15 protein-coding genes are annotated in these 16,369 nt (G+C 61.9%); 7 read left to right on the plus strand and 8 right to left on the minus strand.

What is annotated here, in order from left to right; all coding sequences use genetic code 11:
- Positions 1-765: an SDR family NAD(P)-dependent oxidoreductase gene (locus BUS06_RS30335; RefSeq protein ID WP_074268027.1), complete on the minus strand. Its 765-nt coding sequence runs from the start codon at positions 763-765 to the stop codon at positions 1-3.
- Between the two features lie 359 nt (positions 766-1,124).
- On the opposite strand from BUS06_RS30335, the gene BUS06_RS30340 reads away from it, so the two are divergent.
- A complete protein-coding gene (locus BUS06_RS30340; protein ID WP_074268028.1) occupies positions 1,125-2,072 on the plus strand; it encodes a TauD/TfdA dioxygenase family protein in 948 nt (315 codons plus the stop codon).
- 19 nt (positions 2,073-2,091) lie between these two features.
- On the opposite strand, the gene BUS06_RS30345 is transcribed toward BUS06_RS30340, so the two are convergent.
- The gene (locus BUS06_RS30345) at positions 2,092-3,153 is read right to left on the minus strand and encodes an LLM class flavin-dependent oxidoreductase (RefSeq protein WP_074268029.1); all 1,062 of its coding nucleotides are present in this window, start codon (positions 3,151-3,153) and stop codon (positions 2,092-2,094) included.
- Between the two features lie 177 nt (positions 3,154-3,330).
- Here BUS06_RS30345 and BUS06_RS30350 point away from each other — a divergent pair, with 177 nt between their 5' ends.
- On the plus strand, positions 3,331-4,317 hold the full coding sequence (locus BUS06_RS30350; protein ID WP_083611681.1) for an aliphatic sulfonate ABC transporter substrate-binding protein: 987 nt from the start codon (positions 3,331-3,333) through the stop codon (positions 4,315-4,317).
- Positions 4,318-4,370: 53 nt separating this feature from the next.
- Here BUS06_RS30350 and BUS06_RS30355 read toward each other — a convergent pair whose 3' ends face one another.
- The 5 genes from BUS06_RS30355 to BUS06_RS30375 are packed head-to-tail and all read right to left on the minus strand — an operon-like array spanning position 4,371 to position 9,526.
- Positions 4,371-5,735, minus strand: coding sequence for an LLM class flavin-dependent oxidoreductase (locus tag BUS06_RS30355; protein ID WP_074268030.1), 1,365 nt, complete (start codon positions 5,733-5,735; stop codon positions 4,371-4,373).
- Positions 5,736-5,781: 46 nt separating this feature from the next.
- Positions 5,782-6,645: an ABC transporter ATP-binding protein gene (locus BUS06_RS30360; RefSeq protein ID WP_074268031.1), complete on the minus strand. Its 864-nt coding sequence runs from the start codon at positions 6,643-6,645 to the stop codon at positions 5,782-5,784.
- A gap of 15 nt (positions 6,646-6,660) precedes the next feature.
- Positions 6,661-7,569 carry an ABC transporter permease gene (locus tag BUS06_RS30365; protein WP_083611682.1) on the minus strand — a complete coding sequence of 303 codons (909 nt, stop codon included), beginning with the start codon at positions 7,567-7,569 and terminating at the stop codon, positions 6,661-6,663.
- Positions 7,570-7,595: 26 nt separating this feature from the next.
- Entirely contained in the window at positions 7,596-8,447 is an 852-nt protein-coding gene (locus BUS06_RS30370) for an ABC transporter permease (protein ID WP_074268032.1), read from the minus strand.
- 11 nt (positions 8,448-8,458) lie between these two features.
- Positions 8,459-9,526: an ABC transporter substrate-binding protein gene (locus tag BUS06_RS30375; protein WP_074268033.1), complete on the minus strand. Its 1,068-nt coding sequence runs from the start codon at positions 9,524-9,526 to the stop codon at positions 8,459-8,461.
- 534 nt (positions 9,527-10,060) lie between these two features.
- Between BUS06_RS30375 and BUS06_RS30380 the strand changes: the two genes are divergently transcribed.
- From BUS06_RS30380 to BUS06_RS30400, 5 genes are all read left to right on the plus strand, one after another.
- Positions 10,061-10,528 carry a rhodanese-like domain-containing protein gene (locus tag BUS06_RS30380; protein ID WP_074268034.1) on the plus strand — a complete coding sequence of 156 codons (468 nt, stop codon included), beginning with the start codon at positions 10,061-10,063 and terminating at the stop codon, positions 10,526-10,528.
- Between the two features lie 32 nt (positions 10,529-10,560).
- The gene (epsC, locus tag BUS06_RS30385; protein WP_074269382.1) at positions 10,561-11,529 is read left to right on the plus strand and encodes a serine O-acetyltransferase EpsC; all 969 of its coding nucleotides are present in this window, start codon (positions 10,561-10,563) and stop codon (positions 11,527-11,529) included.
- The gene (locus BUS06_RS30390; RefSeq protein ID WP_074268035.1) at positions 11,526-11,822 is read left to right on the plus strand and encodes a helix-turn-helix domain-containing protein; all 297 of its coding nucleotides are present in this window, start codon (positions 11,526-11,528) and stop codon (positions 11,820-11,822) included. Before epsC ends, BUS06_RS30390 begins: the two co-directional genes overlap by 4 nt.
- Before the next feature lie 96 nt (positions 11,823-11,918).
- On the plus strand, positions 11,919-12,851 hold the full coding sequence (locus tag BUS06_RS30395; protein ID WP_074268036.1) for a family 2A encapsulin nanocompartment shell protein: 933 nt from the start codon (positions 11,919-11,921) through the stop codon (positions 12,849-12,851).
- On the plus strand, positions 12,826-14,889 hold the full coding sequence (locus BUS06_RS30400) for a family 2A encapsulin nanocompartment cargo protein cysteine desulfurase (protein WP_074268037.1): 2,064 nt from the start codon (positions 12,826-12,828) through the stop codon (positions 14,887-14,889). The genes BUS06_RS30395 and BUS06_RS30400 overlap by 26 nt, the downstream gene beginning before the upstream one ends.
- Positions 14,890-14,922: 33 nt before the next feature.
- Here BUS06_RS30400 and BUS06_RS30405 read toward each other — a convergent pair whose 3' ends face one another.
- Positions 14,923-16,365: an FAD/NAD(P)-binding protein gene (locus BUS06_RS30405; RefSeq protein ID WP_074268038.1), complete on the minus strand. Its 1,443-nt coding sequence runs from the start codon at positions 16,363-16,365 to the stop codon at positions 14,923-14,925.
- Positions 16,366-16,369 lie beyond the last annotated feature (4 nt).

The following is a 16,369-nucleotide window of genomic DNA, read 5'->3' on the forward strand; positions in this document are numbered from 1 at the left end:
TTAAAGTTTCGAACCGCCGTCGACGCACAGCGTCTCGCCGGTAATCCAGCGTGCCGCGTCCGAAGCGAGAAAAACGACTGCCCCGCCGATGTCCTCGGGTTGCGCGCTACGCTTGAACCTCTGCATTTCGGGGGCCGTTGGCGTTAGCCGGCCACTATTTTTTGTTTTTGGGTCTGATATTCCGCTTGCCACCACGTCCGCAGCAATCGCATTGACGCGCACGCCGCGGGCACCGAGCGTGGTCGCAAAGTACTTCACCAGCGTGTCGACGGCGCCTTGGCTTGCCGCATAGGCCGATGCCGGTGACGATACGGTGCCCACCTGATCATGGGTCGCCAGCGAGGAGACCAGCAAGACGCTACTGCCTTTGCACATCGCCGGCATCAGTTGCTGCACCAGAAAGTAGGGCGCGCGCACGTTCAAGGCGAACAGCTCGTCGAAATCGGCGACGGTGGTGTCTTCAATGCTCGCGCCCTTCGTCATGTCGGCGCTGCACACCAGTACATCCAGACGTGCGCCGATTACGGCGCGCGCTCGATTTGCCAGCCGGTGCGGCCCATCCGGGGCGCTCAGATCCGCAGCAATTCTGTCGGCGTGGCCACCGGCTGCGCGAATCTGCGTAACCACTTCGTTGGCCGCTGTGTCTTCAGGGCAATAGTGAACCAGAACCTGGGCGCCTGCTTTCGCGAGGGCCAGCGCGCTAGCACGGCCTATCCCGCGAGAGGCGCCCGTGACGAGCGCGGTTTTTCCACTGAGAGGGCTCATGATCAGATTCCAGTTACTTCAGTTCCTCGGCGATATAGCTGGCAGGTATGGAGTGCGATTGCCGGTCCGCTTCGCCGGAGCGGCTGTCGTTGCGTCCCGCCTGATGCGTAATCTAGTGGCAGCACGTGGAAAGATAAAAGACTTTGTAGGTTGGCGGGCATGCCTGAGAGGCATACCGCGCCAACTGCGGCCGATGGTGCTTTCCCATTGACGAGGACGCGGCCGGGTACAGCTCTGCAGCGCGTTCACACCGCAGAGGTTTTGCATATGCGCAAAGATTGGTTGGCCTGGCGTCTGGCCGGCTTTACTGTTAGCGAGGTATCGCGCGAGTCCCCCTTCTTCAGGAACAGGAGTCTTCAATGAGTGCAGCCGTCTCGGCCGACATCGGCTCGATCCAGGTCGCGCCGCTCTCGGCGCATATCGGCGCAGAAATTCACGGCGTCGATCTCACCCGGCCGCTATCCGCTCAACAGGTCGCGGAGATTCGCGCGGCCTTGCTGCGATGGCGAGTGGTGTTTTTCCGCGAGCAGTTTTTGACGCACGAGCAGCACGTCGCCTTTTCCGCGCAGTTCGGTGAGCTTACGGTGGGGCATCCGGTCTTCGGACACGTGGACGGTCATCCGCAGATCTACTCGATCTCCAAGTTTCGCAAGGCCACCCGCTTCGAGGGGGAGCCGCTGCTGAGACCGTGGACGGGATGGCACACCGATGTCACCGCCGCGATCAATCCGCCGTATGCGTCGATTTTGCGTGGCGTCACCATCCCGCCATTCGGCGGCGACACCCAGTGGACCAATCTCGTCACCGCTTATCTGAAGCTGTCCGAACCTTTGCGCGCGTTGGTCGATGGCTTGCGCGGCGTGCACCGGTTTGCGCCGCCGGCAGGCGCGAAGGGCACTGATTCATTCGTGCAGGCCGTATCGCAGCACACGCTCGTGACCGAGCATCCACTGGTACGTGTGCATCCGGAAACGGGGGAACGTGCGCTCTATGTGAGCCCTGGCTTCCTGAAGTACATCGTTGGCGTCACGCCGCGAGAAAATCAGGTGTTGCTGGAACTGCTCTGGGAACACGTGACGCGCCCCGAATTCACGGTTCGTTTCAAATGGGAGCTAGGCAGCATTGCCTTCTGGGACAATCGCGCCACCGCGCATCTGGCGCCTACGGATATCTACGATCTTGACTTCGACCGTCAGCTATATCGCACCACGCTGGTTGGCGATATTCCGGTTGGCCCGGATGGCCGGCAATCGATCGCGCTGGAAGGATCGCCGGTCGGGGCTGCGGCTGCTGTGGCGTTGAACTGAAGAACAGAAGGCGCTTACCTCACGCGGTTAACGCCTTCACACGCGGAATGACCCGCTCGGCGAAGCCACGCATATCCGCCTCAAACGGCTGAAATTGCAGCATGAACAGTTCGATGCCGGCTCGATGAAACGCGGCAATGCGTTGCGCGACTGTCTCGTAGCTGCCGACAAGACCTGCTGCCGTGCCGCCGTTCGAACCCACCCGTGGCGTTTTGGCGAAGGTCTTGATCATGACGACGTTTGGATCGATGTTCGCTTTCTGCTGCTCGCGTAACGGCGCATCCTTGGCCGCCAGTTCGAACAGATGCGCAAGATGCTCTTGTGCTTCTGCTTCGGTTTCGCGCGCAATCACGAATGCCGACAGACCAAAACGCAACGGTGCGGGCAACGATGCCGGACGCGGCCGCGCGGCGACATCGGCGATCAGCTTTTGCACATCCTCCAGCGGCTGGCCGTTGATGAACCAGACGTCGCCCTTATCGGCCACCAGCTCGCGCGCCGGATCCGACTCGCCTCCCACATAAATGCGCGGGCGATTGCGGAATGGGTCGGTCGGCCGCAGAAAATAGTCGTCGACATGAAAGTGTTCGCCGTTAAAACTCGTTCGTTCGCCGCGCAACAGCGAATCGACAACGGTAATCCACTCGCGGCCATATGCATAACGCGCGTCGTGCTCGGCGAAACCAATGCCGGCGCGCTCGAGTTCGGGGCGATTCCACGCATTGACGAGATTGATGGCGAAGCGGCCGCCGCTGATGTGTTCGATCTGCTGCGCCATCTTCGCGAGCACGACCGGATGATAGAGATAGGGCTTGATGGCAGCGATAATCTCGATACGCTCGGTGAGCGCTGCAAGCGCAGCGGAAGCCGTCCACGCCTCGAGCTGATCCAGCTCCTCGCGGTGCGGATTGATCGTGTGCTGCGCGACCAGCACGGAGTCGTAGCCGAGACGCTCGGCCTCCAGTACCAGCGCCTTGTTGCGCACCCATGATGCGTCGTACGGTTCGTCAGGATCCTGCAGCGCGGCGCGGCTGCCATGAACGAGTGCCCAGACACCGAAACGGGCAGGTGATGTCGGCATGGCGCTAGAACCTCCACAAGTATATGTGCCGGGGAAACGTCAATGATGCCTGACGCACTGCGCCGCGACGTGACCACGCGTTCCAATTTGTGACGATATCGATTGCTGAAATACGTATTTGGCGTCCCCGCGATTCTTTATATAGTCGAAAGCTTGGCCTACTTCTGAATCTCCCCGATGCGCTTCGCTCTTTCCGCTTTGGCCGGTCTGTCTGGACTGCGCCGGTTTTCCGTTTGCGCCCTGGTGCTGTTCGGCGTGCTGTGCACGAACGCCGCGCAAGCCAACGAAACGGTTTCGATCAGCTATCAGCGCTCGTCGACGCTATTCATCCTGTTAAAGCGCACCGGCGCGCTGGAAAAGAAGCTCAACGCAATGGGCTATGACGTCAGCTGGCATGAGTTTTCAACGGGGCTGCTGCAATCGCTAAACGCTGGGAGCGTCGATCTGCATGCGGATGTCGCCGATGCATTCGCGCTCTTCACGCAGGCCGCGAACGCGCCGCTGACGTATTACGCCGAAGAGACCTCTGCGCCGAGTGCACAAGCCATCATCGTCCCACCGGATTCGCCGATCCATTCGATCGCGGATCTGAAGGGCAAGCGCGTGGCGGTATCGAAAGGCTCCGGCTGCAATTTTCTTCTGATTGCAGCGCTTGCCAAGGCTGGACTGACGATCAAGGATATTCAGGTACGTTACCTCGAAGCGCCGGATGCGCTCGCTGCGTTTCGAGGTGGCAACATCGACGCCTGGGCCATCTGGGATCCGTTCCTTGCCGCACAGCAGCGCGACGCGCATGTCCGCGTGATCGCCGACGGCACTGGCGGTGTCGCGCAATACAACCGCTTTTACACGGCGACTACGGCGTTTGCGGACAAACACCCGGATGTGATTCGTGTCGTATTCGATGAGCTGAACGAAACAGGCAAGTGGGTTAAGGCGCACCCGCAAGAGGCTGCACAGATCCTTGGACCGTTGTGGGGCGATATTCCGACGCCGACCGTCGAGCTGGCGAACAGCCGGCGCAGCTATGACATCGTGCCGGTGAAGCGCGACCAGCTTGGCGAACAACAGCGGATCGCGGACACGTATTTTGCGGCAGGGTTGATCCCGAACACGTTGAAGGCGACCGACGTCCGGATCTGGACGCCGCCCGCGGCGAAATAATCATTTGATGTCACGGCGGCGCAACGGCCGGCGTGACATCGAGCCAAACCGGTTTAGCGGACTGCAGCCCGTGCCTGCGCCGTGCCTTGGGTATAACGGTTCTGGGGCCGCGGCAGCCCCAGATTCTCACGCAACGTGTGGCCTTCGTACTCGGTGCGGAAAAGCCCACGGCGTTGCAACTCCGGCACCACCTGTTCCGCAAATTCGCTAAGCCCGCCTGGTAGCCACGGCGACATGATATTGAAGCCGTCGGCACCTTCTTCCTCGAACCATTGCTGTAGCTGATCTGCGATGCTTTGCGGCGTGCCCACTACCTGCTGATGACCACGCGCACCGGCGATGCGCAAATACAGGTCACGTATGGTCAGATTCTCGCGGCGTGCGAGATCGAACAGCAACCGTTGACGGCTCTTGCCGCCATTGGTTTCTGGAAGCTCGGGCAGCGGGCCATCCACGGGGTACTGCGAGAGATCGACGCCGCCGGACATATTCGATAGCAGCGATAGACCGACCGTAGGATGGATCAGGTTCTGCAACTCGTCGAATTTCTCGCGCGCCTCTTCCTGCGTGCGGCCGATCACAGGAAAGATACCTGGCATGATTTTCAGATGATCGGGCTGCCGTCCGTATTTCGCCAGTCGCCCTTTGACGTCGCGATAGAACACCTGGGCTTCTTCCAGCGTCTGATGTGCGACGAAGATCACCTCGGCAGTTTGCGCGGCGAGTTCCTTGCCGGCTTCCGAGGCGCCTGCCTGTACAACCACCGGCCAACCCTGGGGTGAGCGTGCGACGTTAAGCGGCCCACGCACCTTGAAGTGCTTGCCTTTGTGATTGAGTACGTGAAGCTTGTCCGGATCGAAGTAGACACCGCTCTCCTTGTCGCGCAGAAACGCGTCGTCTTCCCAGCTATCCCAGAGGCCTGCCACAACGTCGTAGAACTCGCGGGCGCGTTCATAACGCACCGCGTGATCGGGATGTTGTTCGAAACTGAAGTTGTGCGCTTCGGATTCGGTACTCGATGTGACGAGGTTCCATCCCGAACGGCCACCGCTCAAGTGATCAAGTGAAGCGAACTTGCGGGCCAGGTTATATGGCTCGTTGAACGTGGTCGAAACGGTCGCGATCAGCCCGATATTTTGCGTCACCACGGAAAGCGCCGAGAGTAACGTTAACGGTTCGAAGTGATCGGCCCGTGCGGTGCGCGAGAGCGAAGCCAGATTCGTGTCGCGCACGCTGACGCTGTCGGCAAAGAAGATGGTGTCGAATTTCGCGCGCTCGGCGATTTGCGCGACTTGGGCATAGTGGGCGAAATCGAGTCCGCCGCTCGCATGCGCATCCGGATGACGCCATGCGGCGATGTGATGGCCGGTCTCCATGAGGAATGCGCCTAACCGGATTTGCCGCTTGTTTTCGCTCATTCTTTGCTCCATGAGATTGTGGCGTGATTGCTTTGCGCGCGCGGTTTTACCAGGCAAGCCGCCAGTCGGTGATTGGCGAATCGACGGGAGCACCTGATACGTGCTGACCACCAGAGGGCGCGCCGCCTCCATCGCTGTGAGCTGCGGCGCCATCCTCGGCGAAATCGGCGAGCACTTCGTCGCGCAGGCGGATAAAGCGGGGATCGCTGCGCTGGCGTGGCCGCGGCAGCGCGACGTCGACAATCCGTTTGACTCGCCCAGGGCGCGGCGCCATCGTGACGACTCGATCGCCCAGGTACAGGGCTTCGTCGACATCGTGCGTCACGAGGATCATGGTGATGCGCTCGCGTTCCCAGATCCGTTGCAGTTCGTTCTGCAGACGGGCGCGGGTCAGCGCATCGAGTGCGCCGAACGGTTCGTCGAGCAGCAGCACACGCGGCCGGTTGACGAGACCGCGTGCAATCGCCACGCGCTGCGCCATGCCGCCTGACAGTTGATGCGGATAGGCATTCTCGAAGCCGTTCAGACCCACCAGCGCAATGTGTTCGGCGACGGCCTCGCGTTTTTCTTTAGCGGACAATGGCGCATTGCGTAAGGCAGCGAGGATATTCTGCGAGGCTGTCAGCCAAGGAAACAGACGGTGGTCCTGAAACACGATGCCGCGCTCGAGCGACGTATCCTTCACCCGTTCTCCGGCGACCCGGATCTCACCGCTGTAGTCGCTGTCGAGTCCGGCGATCAGGCGCAGCAAGGTCGACTTGCCGCAGCCGCTCGAGCCGAGCACGCTGACGAATTCCCCGGGCCGCACCCGCAGGGTAATGTCGTCGAGAACCGCCAGCGGCACGCCACGCTGCGTGTAGTGCTTGCTGACGTGAAGAATGTCGAGTGATTCGGAAAGGGCGGTGCTCATGATCGGCAATCCTCTTTATAACGTGGCTCGCGCCGGATTCGAAGCGGTGTGGCGGCGCGCCAGCACCGCTCGCTCGACGGCACGCGCCAGTGCATTGAGCACCCACCCGGTGATGCCGACGACAATGATCCCGAACAGCACCAGATCCATGCGGAACTGCTCGCTGCCGTCGACCAGCGTATTGCCGATACCGCTGCCCGCAACCAGCAGATATTCGGCGCCGAGCGTGGCGAGCCATGAATAGATCAACGCGAGATAGATGCCGGTGAAAATCGACGGCAACGCTGCGGGCAAGATCACGTGGCGGATCATTTGCAACCGCGTATAGCGGAAGGCGCGCGCGACTTCGATGTAGGCACGCGGCACGGTGTGGATGCCATCGCAGGTATGCGCGGTGACCGGCAGCAGCGCGGCAAGCGACAAAAAGACGATTTTCGCGGCATCCCCGAGGCCGAACCAGACGGAGATCAGTGGAATCCACGCGAACAGCGAGATCTGTTTGAAGGTGTCGAAACTCGGTCCGATCACCCGGGTCGCAATGCGCGAGAGGCCGAGCACGCTGCCGAGCAGCAGGCCGCCCACGGTGCCGATCACGAAACCGCTCGCTTCACGCGCGAGCGACGCGGACAGCGCACGTACCAGCGCCCCGCTGACGATCTGTTGCCATGCGGTTCGCGCCACGTCGGCAGGGCTGACAAGTAAGCCGCTCTTCACCAGATGAGCCTCTGAAATAGCCCACCACAGCGCAAGCGCAACGATGGGCAGCACCACGCCGCGCAAGTCGAGGCGGCGCTTTCGCGACGCCAACGGAGGCTTGCTGGCCGCTGCCTTGCCGGCAACCGGCAATTCGCAACCGCACGGCGGCGGCCCTTCCTGTTCGAGCAGACCCGCACGACGCGCAAGTGAATCGATAATTCGGCTCATAACTGACTCCGGGACGTGTCGGTGGCTCACTCGCGAAACGCGGATGGCTGGCCGCGCCGCAGACGCGCTTCGAGCGCATCGAGCAGACGGTTCATCGTCAGGCCAATGGCGCCGACTATCACCACCGACGCCATCACCAGATCGAGCTGGAACAGCTGCCGTCCGTAGACGATCAGATAGCCGAGCCCTTCCGACGACGCCACCAGTTCCACCACAACGAGCGCGAGCCATGCCTTGGTGAACGCGAGCCGTACGCCGGTGGCAAGCGTCGGCACCGCGGCGGGCAGCACGACATAGGCAATGCGTTGCCAGCGGTTGTAAGCGAACACGCGCGCCACCTCTTCAAGCGCCACGGGTGTTTGCCGAAAGCCCTGCAAGGTGCTGAGCGTGACGGGAACCAGCGCGGCGTGTGCGATCAGGATGTACTTGAGCGGCTCGCCAACGCCCACCAGCAGAAGCAGGAAGGGCAGCCAGCCGAGTACTGGAATCTGGACCAGCGCGTTAAAACCTGGCAGTACATAGGCTTCCAGCGTGCGCGACAGGCCAAGCGCTGCGCCGATCACGAAGCCTAGAAAGGTCCCCACGCCGAAGCCGATCAACACACGTTGCAGACTGATCAGCGTGTTGTGCGCAAGGTCGCCGCTCTTTGCCAGATCGATGAAGGTCTCATACACGCGTTCAGGCGGCGGCAGAATCTGCGGTGCAATCCAGCCGTGCTCGCACCCGGTGTTCCATAGGGCGAACAGCAACGCTGGCAATAACCACGGCGCCAGATGCCACGCAACGGCACGCAAACGCTCGTGTCTGCGCGGCGCGGTGTTTTCGGCGTCGGAATGGATGGCCGATTTCGCCGGCAGCTTGATCGCGGTTTCGCTCATCGTCGTGTCCGTCAGGTGAGCGGTTTGCCCGCTGCGTCGTAGCGCGTCCAGTAGTGGTCGAGCTTGAGCGTGCGCAGCGCATTGTCGAGATAGCTGGGCTCAAACCAGCTATCCACGTCGACGGGCTGACGGATCAGCTTGAGCTTGAGGGCATCCTGGGAGACCGCCCTATAGCGCGCCACGATGAACGGATCGATCAGTGGCGAATTGCGTTCTTTCAAGGTCCGGTTGGCGAACTCGGCTTGCCAGGAGGCATACGGGACGCCGGTTCTTGCCCACAACTTGAACTGGGCGTCGCGGTTTGCTTCGTCGGACGACCATTGCGAGCCTTTCACGAACGTGGTCACGACACGCTGCACGATGTCCGGATGCGCGTGATCGAAATCGTCAAGCACGAGCAGATGCGATTGACGCGTCAATTGCGGCCCCTCGTTTTGCGACTCGTAGATGATCCTGATGAGACCCTGGTCGCGCAGCTTGTACAGGTGATAGTCGCTGAACGATGCGTCGATGCCTTTGGATGCCAGCGCGGCAAGCGCGCTAGCGGTGTCGAGGTTGATCACATGCAGATCGCGCTCGTTGAGCTGATTGGCGGCGAGGGCGTTATCTGCGACAAGTTGCAGATTCGTACCGCGAAAGATCGACACGCGCTGGTCCTTCAGATCCTTGATGCCGTGGATGCTGGAGTCGACTGGAACGGCAATCTTCACGCCTACCCGCACGCCCGATTCGAGCAGGATACGTGTCTTCAAACCATTGGCGCGCCCCAATACGGATGGCAGATCGCCCTGGAAGGCAAAGTCGAGCGACTTGTCGGCAATCGCCTCATTGACAGCTGGCCCGGCTCCCTTGAAGAAGAGCCATTCAACCTTAATGCCGTCGGGCGCGAACTCCTTTTCGAGCAACTGCTGAATCTGCACCGTGGCCGCTGGTGAGCCTCCGAAGGTCGGCGGGTCCCCGGAGCCTTGTTCCGCCACGCCGATGCGGATCACCGTCGGTTTGTCGGCATAGGCATGCATGGCCGCTAGCGCCAATGTAGCGGTCGCGAGTACTGACTTGAGCAAACGTAGATATCGCATCGATTCGAGTGGGGATAGGGAAGTGGGTGCGCCGGGGCCGCATTCGTTGTAGCCGCGAATTGCAGGCTGCTGCCGCGCCAGAGCACAGCCATTCTTTGCCGACGACACTGTTAAGGACAAGAAAGGATTTGAGCTATGCATATTGCCGGGTGTGTTTATGTGTTTGGCGCATGGCGTAGACGAGGTGCGTGCCTGCTTCTGCCTCGATGAAGATTTGCATGCGGAAGCATCGGGTGGCGCGCATATCGATAGATGGTTTTCTTTGTTGTGCGACACAGATCCGAAAATTTATGCTGGTGAGCGATCAGACGCTGCACAAAGGAGTTGAAAGGCCACCGTGAAGCTTCGCTGCTCAAGCGTCCATCGTCGTGCTTCTTTAGAAATCACTTTTTATTGGTTCTGCTTTCGATGACGCGCTCGCATAGTACGTTTTGATGGCTATAGGCGGTGAAGCCCAGGTGTTGGGCAACGGCCGGCCAGCATCGCCGTTCGGGGGAGATCCGGACAGGTACGACGAATGAGCAAGGAGATGTCATGACAGTTGAACTGGCAGAACACACTACACATGCAGCGCTGGTAGCGGCCCGCGAGGCCGCCGTAGCTGCGGGTTTGCCCTATGCGGGCGGGATTTCTCCGCAAGATGCGTGGGCGTTGTTTTCGGCGGGTGAGGCGGTGTTGGTCGATGTGCGCTCCCCCGAGGAGCGCAAGTTTGTCGGTTACGTGCCGGATAGCCTGCATGTCGCCTGGGCGACCGGCACGAGCCTGAACCGTAACCCGCGCTTCGCGCGCGAACTGGAAGCGAAGACGGGCAAGGAGGCAGTCGTGCTGCTGCTGTGCCGCAGCGGCAATCGCTCGGCACTTGCTGCCGAGGCGGCGGCGAAGGCGGGCATGACCCAGGTCTTCAATGTGCTGGAAGGATTCGAAGGCGAACTGGACGCGCAGCAGCAGCGCGGCCGCCATAACGGCTGGCGCTTTCACGGCTTGCCGTGGGTGCAGGACTAGCGAGATCAACATAAGGACGGGGAGCATTGACTGTGGCCGTATTTGACATCGACGATATCGTTCAATCGCTCCAGACCGTGCGTCAGCGCTGGCGCGAAGTGCAAAAGCGTTCGCTCGAGCCGGGCGGGCGCGACTTGCCGGCCCGCGAGGCGCTGGCCCACATCGTCGACACGCTCAAGGGCGTGCTGTTTCCCATGCGGCTGGGGCCGCCCGATCTGCGTCAGGAAAGCGAAAATTTCTACGTGGCCAATGCGCTCGATTCGGCGCTGCACGCACTGCTTGGACAGGCGCGGCTCGAATTGAACTACAAGGCCCGCCATCACGCGCGCGCCGACGAGCAGATCGAGGCACAGGCGAGCGCAGCGGTACGCAAGTTCGCCGCGCGGCTGCCGGAGATTCGCGGTCTGCTCGACGGTGATGTGCTGGCGGCGTTTCATGGTGATCCGGCGGCGGGCAGCGTGGACGAAGTGCTGCTGTGCTACCCGGGCATCCTGGCGATGATCCATCATCGGCTCGCGCATGAACTCTACCGGCTTGAGTTGCCGCTGCTGGCGCGCATCGTGGCCGAGCAGGCTCATGGCGAGACCGGCATCGATATTCATCCGGGCGCGCAGATCGGCGCGGGGTTCTTCATCGATCACGGCACGGGTGTCGTGATCGGCGAAACTGCTGTAATCGGGCAGCGCGTGCGCGTCTATCAGGCGGTGACGCTCGGCGCCAAGCGTTTTCCGCGTGACGCGGCGGGTCATCTGGAGAAGGGTTTGCCGCGTCATCCGATCGTCGAGGACGATGTCGTGATCTATGCCGGTGCCACGATTCTTGGCCGCGTGACGATTGGAAGAGGGGCGGTGATTGGCGGTAATGTATGGCTGACGCAGGATGTCGCGCCGGGTAGTCACGTCACCCAGGCCGTGTCGCGCAATGAGGCTTCGCAGCCGGCGCAGGTCACGCTGGTGCCACAGGCGCCGCAGTTGAACCCTGTTGCGAGCGCCACGTCATGAGCACGATCGTCAGAAACTTCGGCGCTGCAGTACGTGAGTTGCGCGAGGCTCGCACGTGGTCGCAGGAGCAGCTCGCCGAGCATGCCGGTTTAAACCGGTCCTACGTCGGCGAGATCGAGCGCGGCGGCGCGATTGCGTCGATCGTTACAGTCGACAAGCTCGCACGCGCGCTCGGCGTACCTATCTCGAGTTTGCTGCGTTCGTCGTTCGCGGGTGCCAGTGCGGCAGTCGCTCCAACACCGTCCGCCGCGCCGCTTCCCACGCTCACTAATGTGCTGAAGACGTCCTCGTGACGTCTATAGCATGTTGAGCCAGAGTGGATCCGGTCCTCATAATCACTGCTCGTCATAAGCTTTCCTGTTTTTCATCTATAGAACCCGGAGCCACACATGTCGACCATAGCGAGCGGCCATACGGCGCTTAGCGATAATGCCGCGCGGCAACTAGCCAACGCCACCAAGACCGTCCCCCAACTTGCGACGATCACGCCGCGCTGGTTGACGCATCTGCTGCAATGGGTGCCGGTCGAAGCGGGTATCTACCGCCTGAATCAGGTCAAGAATCCGGACGCCGTGAAGGTTGCCTGCACACAGCGCGAAGACGAAACGGTGCTGCCGCGCACGTTTGTGCCGTATGAAGAAGAGCCGCGCGAATACTTCCTGAATGCCGTGAGCACGGTGCTCGACGTGCATACGCGTATCTCCGATCTGTATAGCAGTCCGCACGATCAGATCAAGGAACAGTTGCGCCTGACGATCGAAACGATCAAGGAACTGCAGGAAAGCCAGCTCATCAACAATCCGGATTACGGTCTGCTTGCAAACGTGGCGGACGAGCAGCGCGTGTTCCCGCTGACCGGCGCGCCGACGCCCGACGATCTGGACGAACTGCTGAGCAAGGTATGGAAAGAGCCGGCGTTTTTCCTGACCCATCCCCTCGCGATTGCTGCGTTTGGCCGCGAGTGCACGCGCCGTGGTGTGCCACCGCCCACCGTCAGCCTGTTCGGCTCGCAGTTCCTGACATGGCGCGGGATTCCGCTGGTTCCGTCCGACAAGGTGCCGGTGGCCGACGGCAAGACCAAGATCCTGCTGCTACGTGTGGGCGACAAGCGCCAGGGCGTGGTGGGCCTGTTCCAGCCGGGTGTCGCGGGCGAGCAGGGTCCGGGGTTGTCGGTGCGCTTCATGGGCATCAACAGTCATGCGATCGCGTCGTATCTGATTTCCCTGTACTGCTCGCTGGCGGTGCATTCGCCGGACGCGCTGGCGGTTCTCGATGACGTGGAGATCGGTAAGTACCATGACTATCCAGACACCTACAAGTAATCCGCCAGGCGCAGGTGTACCGCAGACGCTGCCGGCCGGCTTGCCCGATCCGGCAACGCTCGCACGTCTCGCGACGGAGTTTTTCTCGGCCCTGCCCGGTGGCGGGGTGTCGTCCGCGGTGCCGGGTGGCAATAGGCTGAGCGACGCCTCGTCGTCGGCGTCGTTCGCTTCGGCATTGCCGGTCGCTGCGCCGGTGCTGTCCACCGCAAGCAATCCGGCGCCGGCGGGTTCGCCGCTCGCGGGTCCTGGTGGTTTCGGCACGGGCGTGCCGGGTGCCGCCTTGCCGCAAGGTAAGGTGCCTGGAGCGAACCTGTTGCCCTCGGCGCCGACTCATGTGCTGTCGCTCGGCAATCGTGTACCGGCGCTCGTACCGCATGCCACTGCGCAGAATGGCTTGCCGGATAGCGCGGTGACGATCGCTCCGGCGCTCGAGCCGCGCTTCGGTGGTGCAGCGCTGGCCGTGCCCGAGGGACATGGTGCGCAACGTCCGTCTGCGGGTGGGGCTTCAAGTACGTCTGCTAATGCTTCGCCGTACTACTTTCTCGATCCGCACGCGGATACGCGGTACAGCAGCGGTGCGGGCGGCCGGGACATCGTCGTACAGTTGAGCGATTCGGTCACCGCTCAATCGTTCGGCCTGCCAGGCGAGAACGAGCTTCGCTCGTTGCTCTCGGTGCAGCGTTTTCCGCATGATGCCGGCTCGTATGAACCGGTCGCTGTCAATAGCGGTGGGTCACGCTATTTCGTCGAGGAAGCGCATCCGTCTACCGGTCCGGCGAGAACCGCTCACGGCGTGCCGAACGCAGCGGCTTCGGCGCACCCGCCGTTCGACGTCAATGCAATCCGGCGCGACTTTCCGATTCTTTCGGAACGGGTGAACGGTCGTCAGCTGGTGTGGTTCGACAACGCGGCGACGACGCACAAGCCGCAGTCCGTGATCGACCGGCTCGCGTATTTCTACGCCCACGAGAACTCGAATATCCATCGTGCCGCCCACGCATTGGCGGGCCGTGCGACGGATGCCTACGAAGCGGCGCGCAGCAAGGTGCAGCGCTTTATCGGCGCGGCCTCGCCCGATGAAATCGTCTTCGTGCGCGGCACCACCGAGGCGATCAATCTCATCGCGAAGTCGTGGGGCGTGCAGAACGTGGGCGAGGGCGACGAGATCATCGTGTCGCACCTGGAACATCACGCTAACATCGTGCCGTGGCAGCAGCTTGCCGCGCAAACCGGGGCGAAGCTGCGCGTGATTCCGGTCGATGACTCCGGCCAGGTGCTGCTCGACGAATACCGCAAACTGCTCAACGATCGCACGAAGATCGTTTCGGTAACCCAGGTTTCGAACGCGCTCGGCACGGTGGTACCTGTGAAGGAAATCGTCGAGATGGCCCATCGTGCCGGTGCGAAGGCGCTGGTCGACGGCGCGCAGTCGGTTTCGCATATGCGCGTGGATGTGCAGGCAATCGATGCGGACTTCTTCGTGTTCTCGGGCCACAAGGTGTTCGGTCCGACCGGCATTGGCGTGGTCTACGGCAAGCGCGCGATTCTCGACGACATGCCGCCGTGGCAAGGTGGTGGCAACATGATCGCCGACGTAACCTTCGAGCGCACTGTGTTCCAGCCGCCGCCCAACCGCTTCGAAGCGGGCACTGGCAACATCGCGGATGCGGTGGGTCTGGGTGCGGCGATTGACTACGTGACGCGCGTGGGCATCGAGAATATCGCCCGCTATGAGCACGATCTGCTTGCGTATGCGACGAGCGTCTTGCAACCCGTTCCAGGTGTTCGGCTGGTCGGCACTGCGAAGGACAAGGCGAGCGTGTTGTCGTTCGTATTGAAGGGCTATGAGACGGAAGAGGTTGGGCAGGCGCTGAACGAAGAGGGCATTGCAGTACGTTCGGGGCATCATTGCGCCCAGCCCATCTTGCGGCGTTTCGGCCTCGAAGCTACCGTGCGGCCATCGCTCGCGTTCTACAACACCTGCGATGAGGTCGATGCGCTGGTCGCGGTGGTGCGGCGTTTGTCGACGCGGCGTTAGCGTTTAGCGCTTCCAGGTGCTTCAGGTGTCTGATCAGGATACCTGAAGCACCGCAGGCGCCTGCGCAACACTTAACGCTGCGAGCAGACGCGCACTGAGCTTCGTGGTCTGATTGGCGATTTCGATGACTGTCCCAGGTTCGACGATCGTGCCGCGCAATGCTGCGCCGAGCACCGAAATGTACGGCGAAGCAGCACCGTTCGCTGCGATCGCGGCTAGCGATGGATCGACCGTAATGCCAAGCCCTACCGGTCCCGTTTGCACAAGGCCGCGCGAAAACAGATTGCGCACCAGGGGCTGCTCACAACCGGCGTGCCAGCGATAGTCGGGCCCGGTGCAGTTGATGACACCCTGGGTGACGATCGTGCGTTCTTCTTCGCTACCGCGTAGCCGGTAACGCACGTTCACGCCTCCCCCCAGAGCTTCCGCGAGATCGTTGACGATGGCCGCCTCGACGCTCAGACGGCCGCTTGCACGCAGCGCGTCGACCAGCGCTGCGCTGACGGGCGGCGCGCGATGCAGAAACACGTCCCAATGCGGCCTCACGTGCCGGAAGAACCGCTGCCTGTCGATCAACGCTGCGTTATGCCACCAGTCTGCAAGGTATGGCCTGAGCGCGCCCGGTAGCGATTGCCAGTCACCGCCATGCGTGATGATGGTTCGAGCTTTTTCGCGTAGTTCGCGCACGACCTGCCGCAATGTGCGCGGCGGTCCCACTCTTCCGAAAGGCGCTTCATCAGGCGCGGGGTTACGCCGTTCGACCGGCGTCAGGCCGTGCCGCGCCAGCACCTTATAGGTGCCGCGATACCCCAGCTTTTCGAGCGATACGACGGCGTCGATCATCGTCAGACTTCCACCCACCAGCACGAGCTCGTCTGCGTCGACGAGTGCTGCAAGACGCGAGCAGTCCCACACGTTAGCGACATACTGGCCCGCTTGCGTGAGCCGGCCGTTCGCGTCAAAACGCGGCCGCGACTGGAACACGCCGAGCGCGAGCACCGCGTGATCGGCGAGCAGCACCCGGCCTGCGTCGAGCGCGAGCGTGACGCCGTTTGATGAAACATCGAGATCTTCGACGCGTGCCTGGACATGTTCAAACGTGACGCCGGGCGCAGCTTGCTGCTGTGCCTGCCGCAATTGCTCGTTTACGTAATCGCCAAAGCGCCAGCGCGGCACATACGCCTGGGCGACTGCATCACGAGGCTGGGCGGCAAACTCGGGCTGCGCGGTAAGCCAGTCGACGAAATGCTCCGGTTGCTCTGGATATAGCGTGAAAAGGAGGGCAGGGCCGTTGACCAGATGTCCCGGCTCCCGGGTCGAGTAAGCGAGGCCGCGACCCGGCTGCGCACACGGGTCGACGAGGCGGATCGCGAGGGCTTGCTGTGCTTCGCGCAGCAGCTTGATGGCGAGCGCCGTGCCGGAAAGACCGCCACCGACGATGACGACCTCTGGCGCTCCGCCGTGATGAGCGACCATGATG

Source organism: Paraburkholderia phenazinium, from assembly GCF_900141745.1.
GTDB lineage: Bacteria > Pseudomonadota > Gammaproteobacteria > Burkholderiales > Burkholderiaceae > Paraburkholderia > Paraburkholderia phenazinium_B.

What these genes read in the sequence shown, in the direction of transcription:
- BUS06_RS30335 (WP_074268027.1), bottom strand. Translation starts at nt 765, where the DNA reads ATGAGCCCTCTCAGTGGAAAAACCGCGCTCGTCACGGGCGCCTCTCGC.
- BUS06_RS30340 (WP_074268028.1), top strand. Translation starts at nt 1,125, where the DNA reads ATGAGTGCAGCCGTCTCGGCCGACATCGGCTCGATCCAGGTCGCGCCG.
- BUS06_RS30345 (WP_074268029.1), bottom strand. Translation starts at nt 3,153, where the DNA reads ATGCCGACATCACCTGCCCGTTTCGGTGTCTGGGCACTCGTTCATGGC.
- BUS06_RS30350 (WP_083611681.1), top strand. Translation starts at nt 3,331, where the DNA reads ATGCGCTTCGCTCTTTCCGCTTTGGCCGGTCTGTCTGGACTGCGCCGG.
- BUS06_RS30355 (WP_074268030.1), bottom strand. Translation starts at nt 5,735, where the DNA reads ATGAGCGAAAACAAGCGGCAAATCCGGTTAGGCGCATTCCTCATGGAG.
- BUS06_RS30360 (WP_074268031.1), bottom strand. Translation starts at nt 6,645, where the DNA reads ATGAGCACCGCCCTTTCCGAATCACTCGACATTCTTCACGTCAGCAAG.
- BUS06_RS30365 (WP_083611682.1), bottom strand. Translation starts at nt 7,569, where the DNA reads ATGAGCCGAATTATCGATTCACTTGCGCGTCGTGCGGGTCTGCTCGAA.
- BUS06_RS30370 (WP_074268032.1), bottom strand. Translation starts at nt 8,447, where the DNA reads ATGAGCGAAACCGCGATCAAGCTGCCGGCGAAATCGGCCATCCATTCC.
- BUS06_RS30375 (WP_074268033.1), bottom strand. Translation starts at nt 9,526, where the DNA reads ATGCGATATCTACGTTTGCTCAAGTCAGTACTCGCGACCGCTACATTG.
- BUS06_RS30380 (WP_074268034.1), top strand. Translation starts at nt 10,061, where the DNA reads ATGACAGTTGAACTGGCAGAACACACTACACATGCAGCGCTGGTAGCG.
- BUS06_RS30390 (WP_074268035.1), top strand. Translation starts at nt 11,526, where the DNA reads ATGAGCACGATCGTCAGAAACTTCGGCGCTGCAGTACGTGAGTTGCGC.
- BUS06_RS30395 (WP_074268036.1), top strand. Translation starts at nt 11,919, where the DNA reads ATGTCGACCATAGCGAGCGGCCATACGGCGCTTAGCGATAATGCCGCG.
- BUS06_RS30400 (WP_074268037.1), top strand. Translation starts at nt 12,826, where the DNA reads ATGACTATCCAGACACCTACAAGTAATCCGCCAGGCGCAGGTGTACCG.
- BUS06_RS30405 (WP_074268038.1), bottom strand. Translation starts at nt 16,365, where the DNA reads ATGGTCGCTCATCACGGCGGAGCGCCAGAGGTCGTCATCGTCGGTGGC.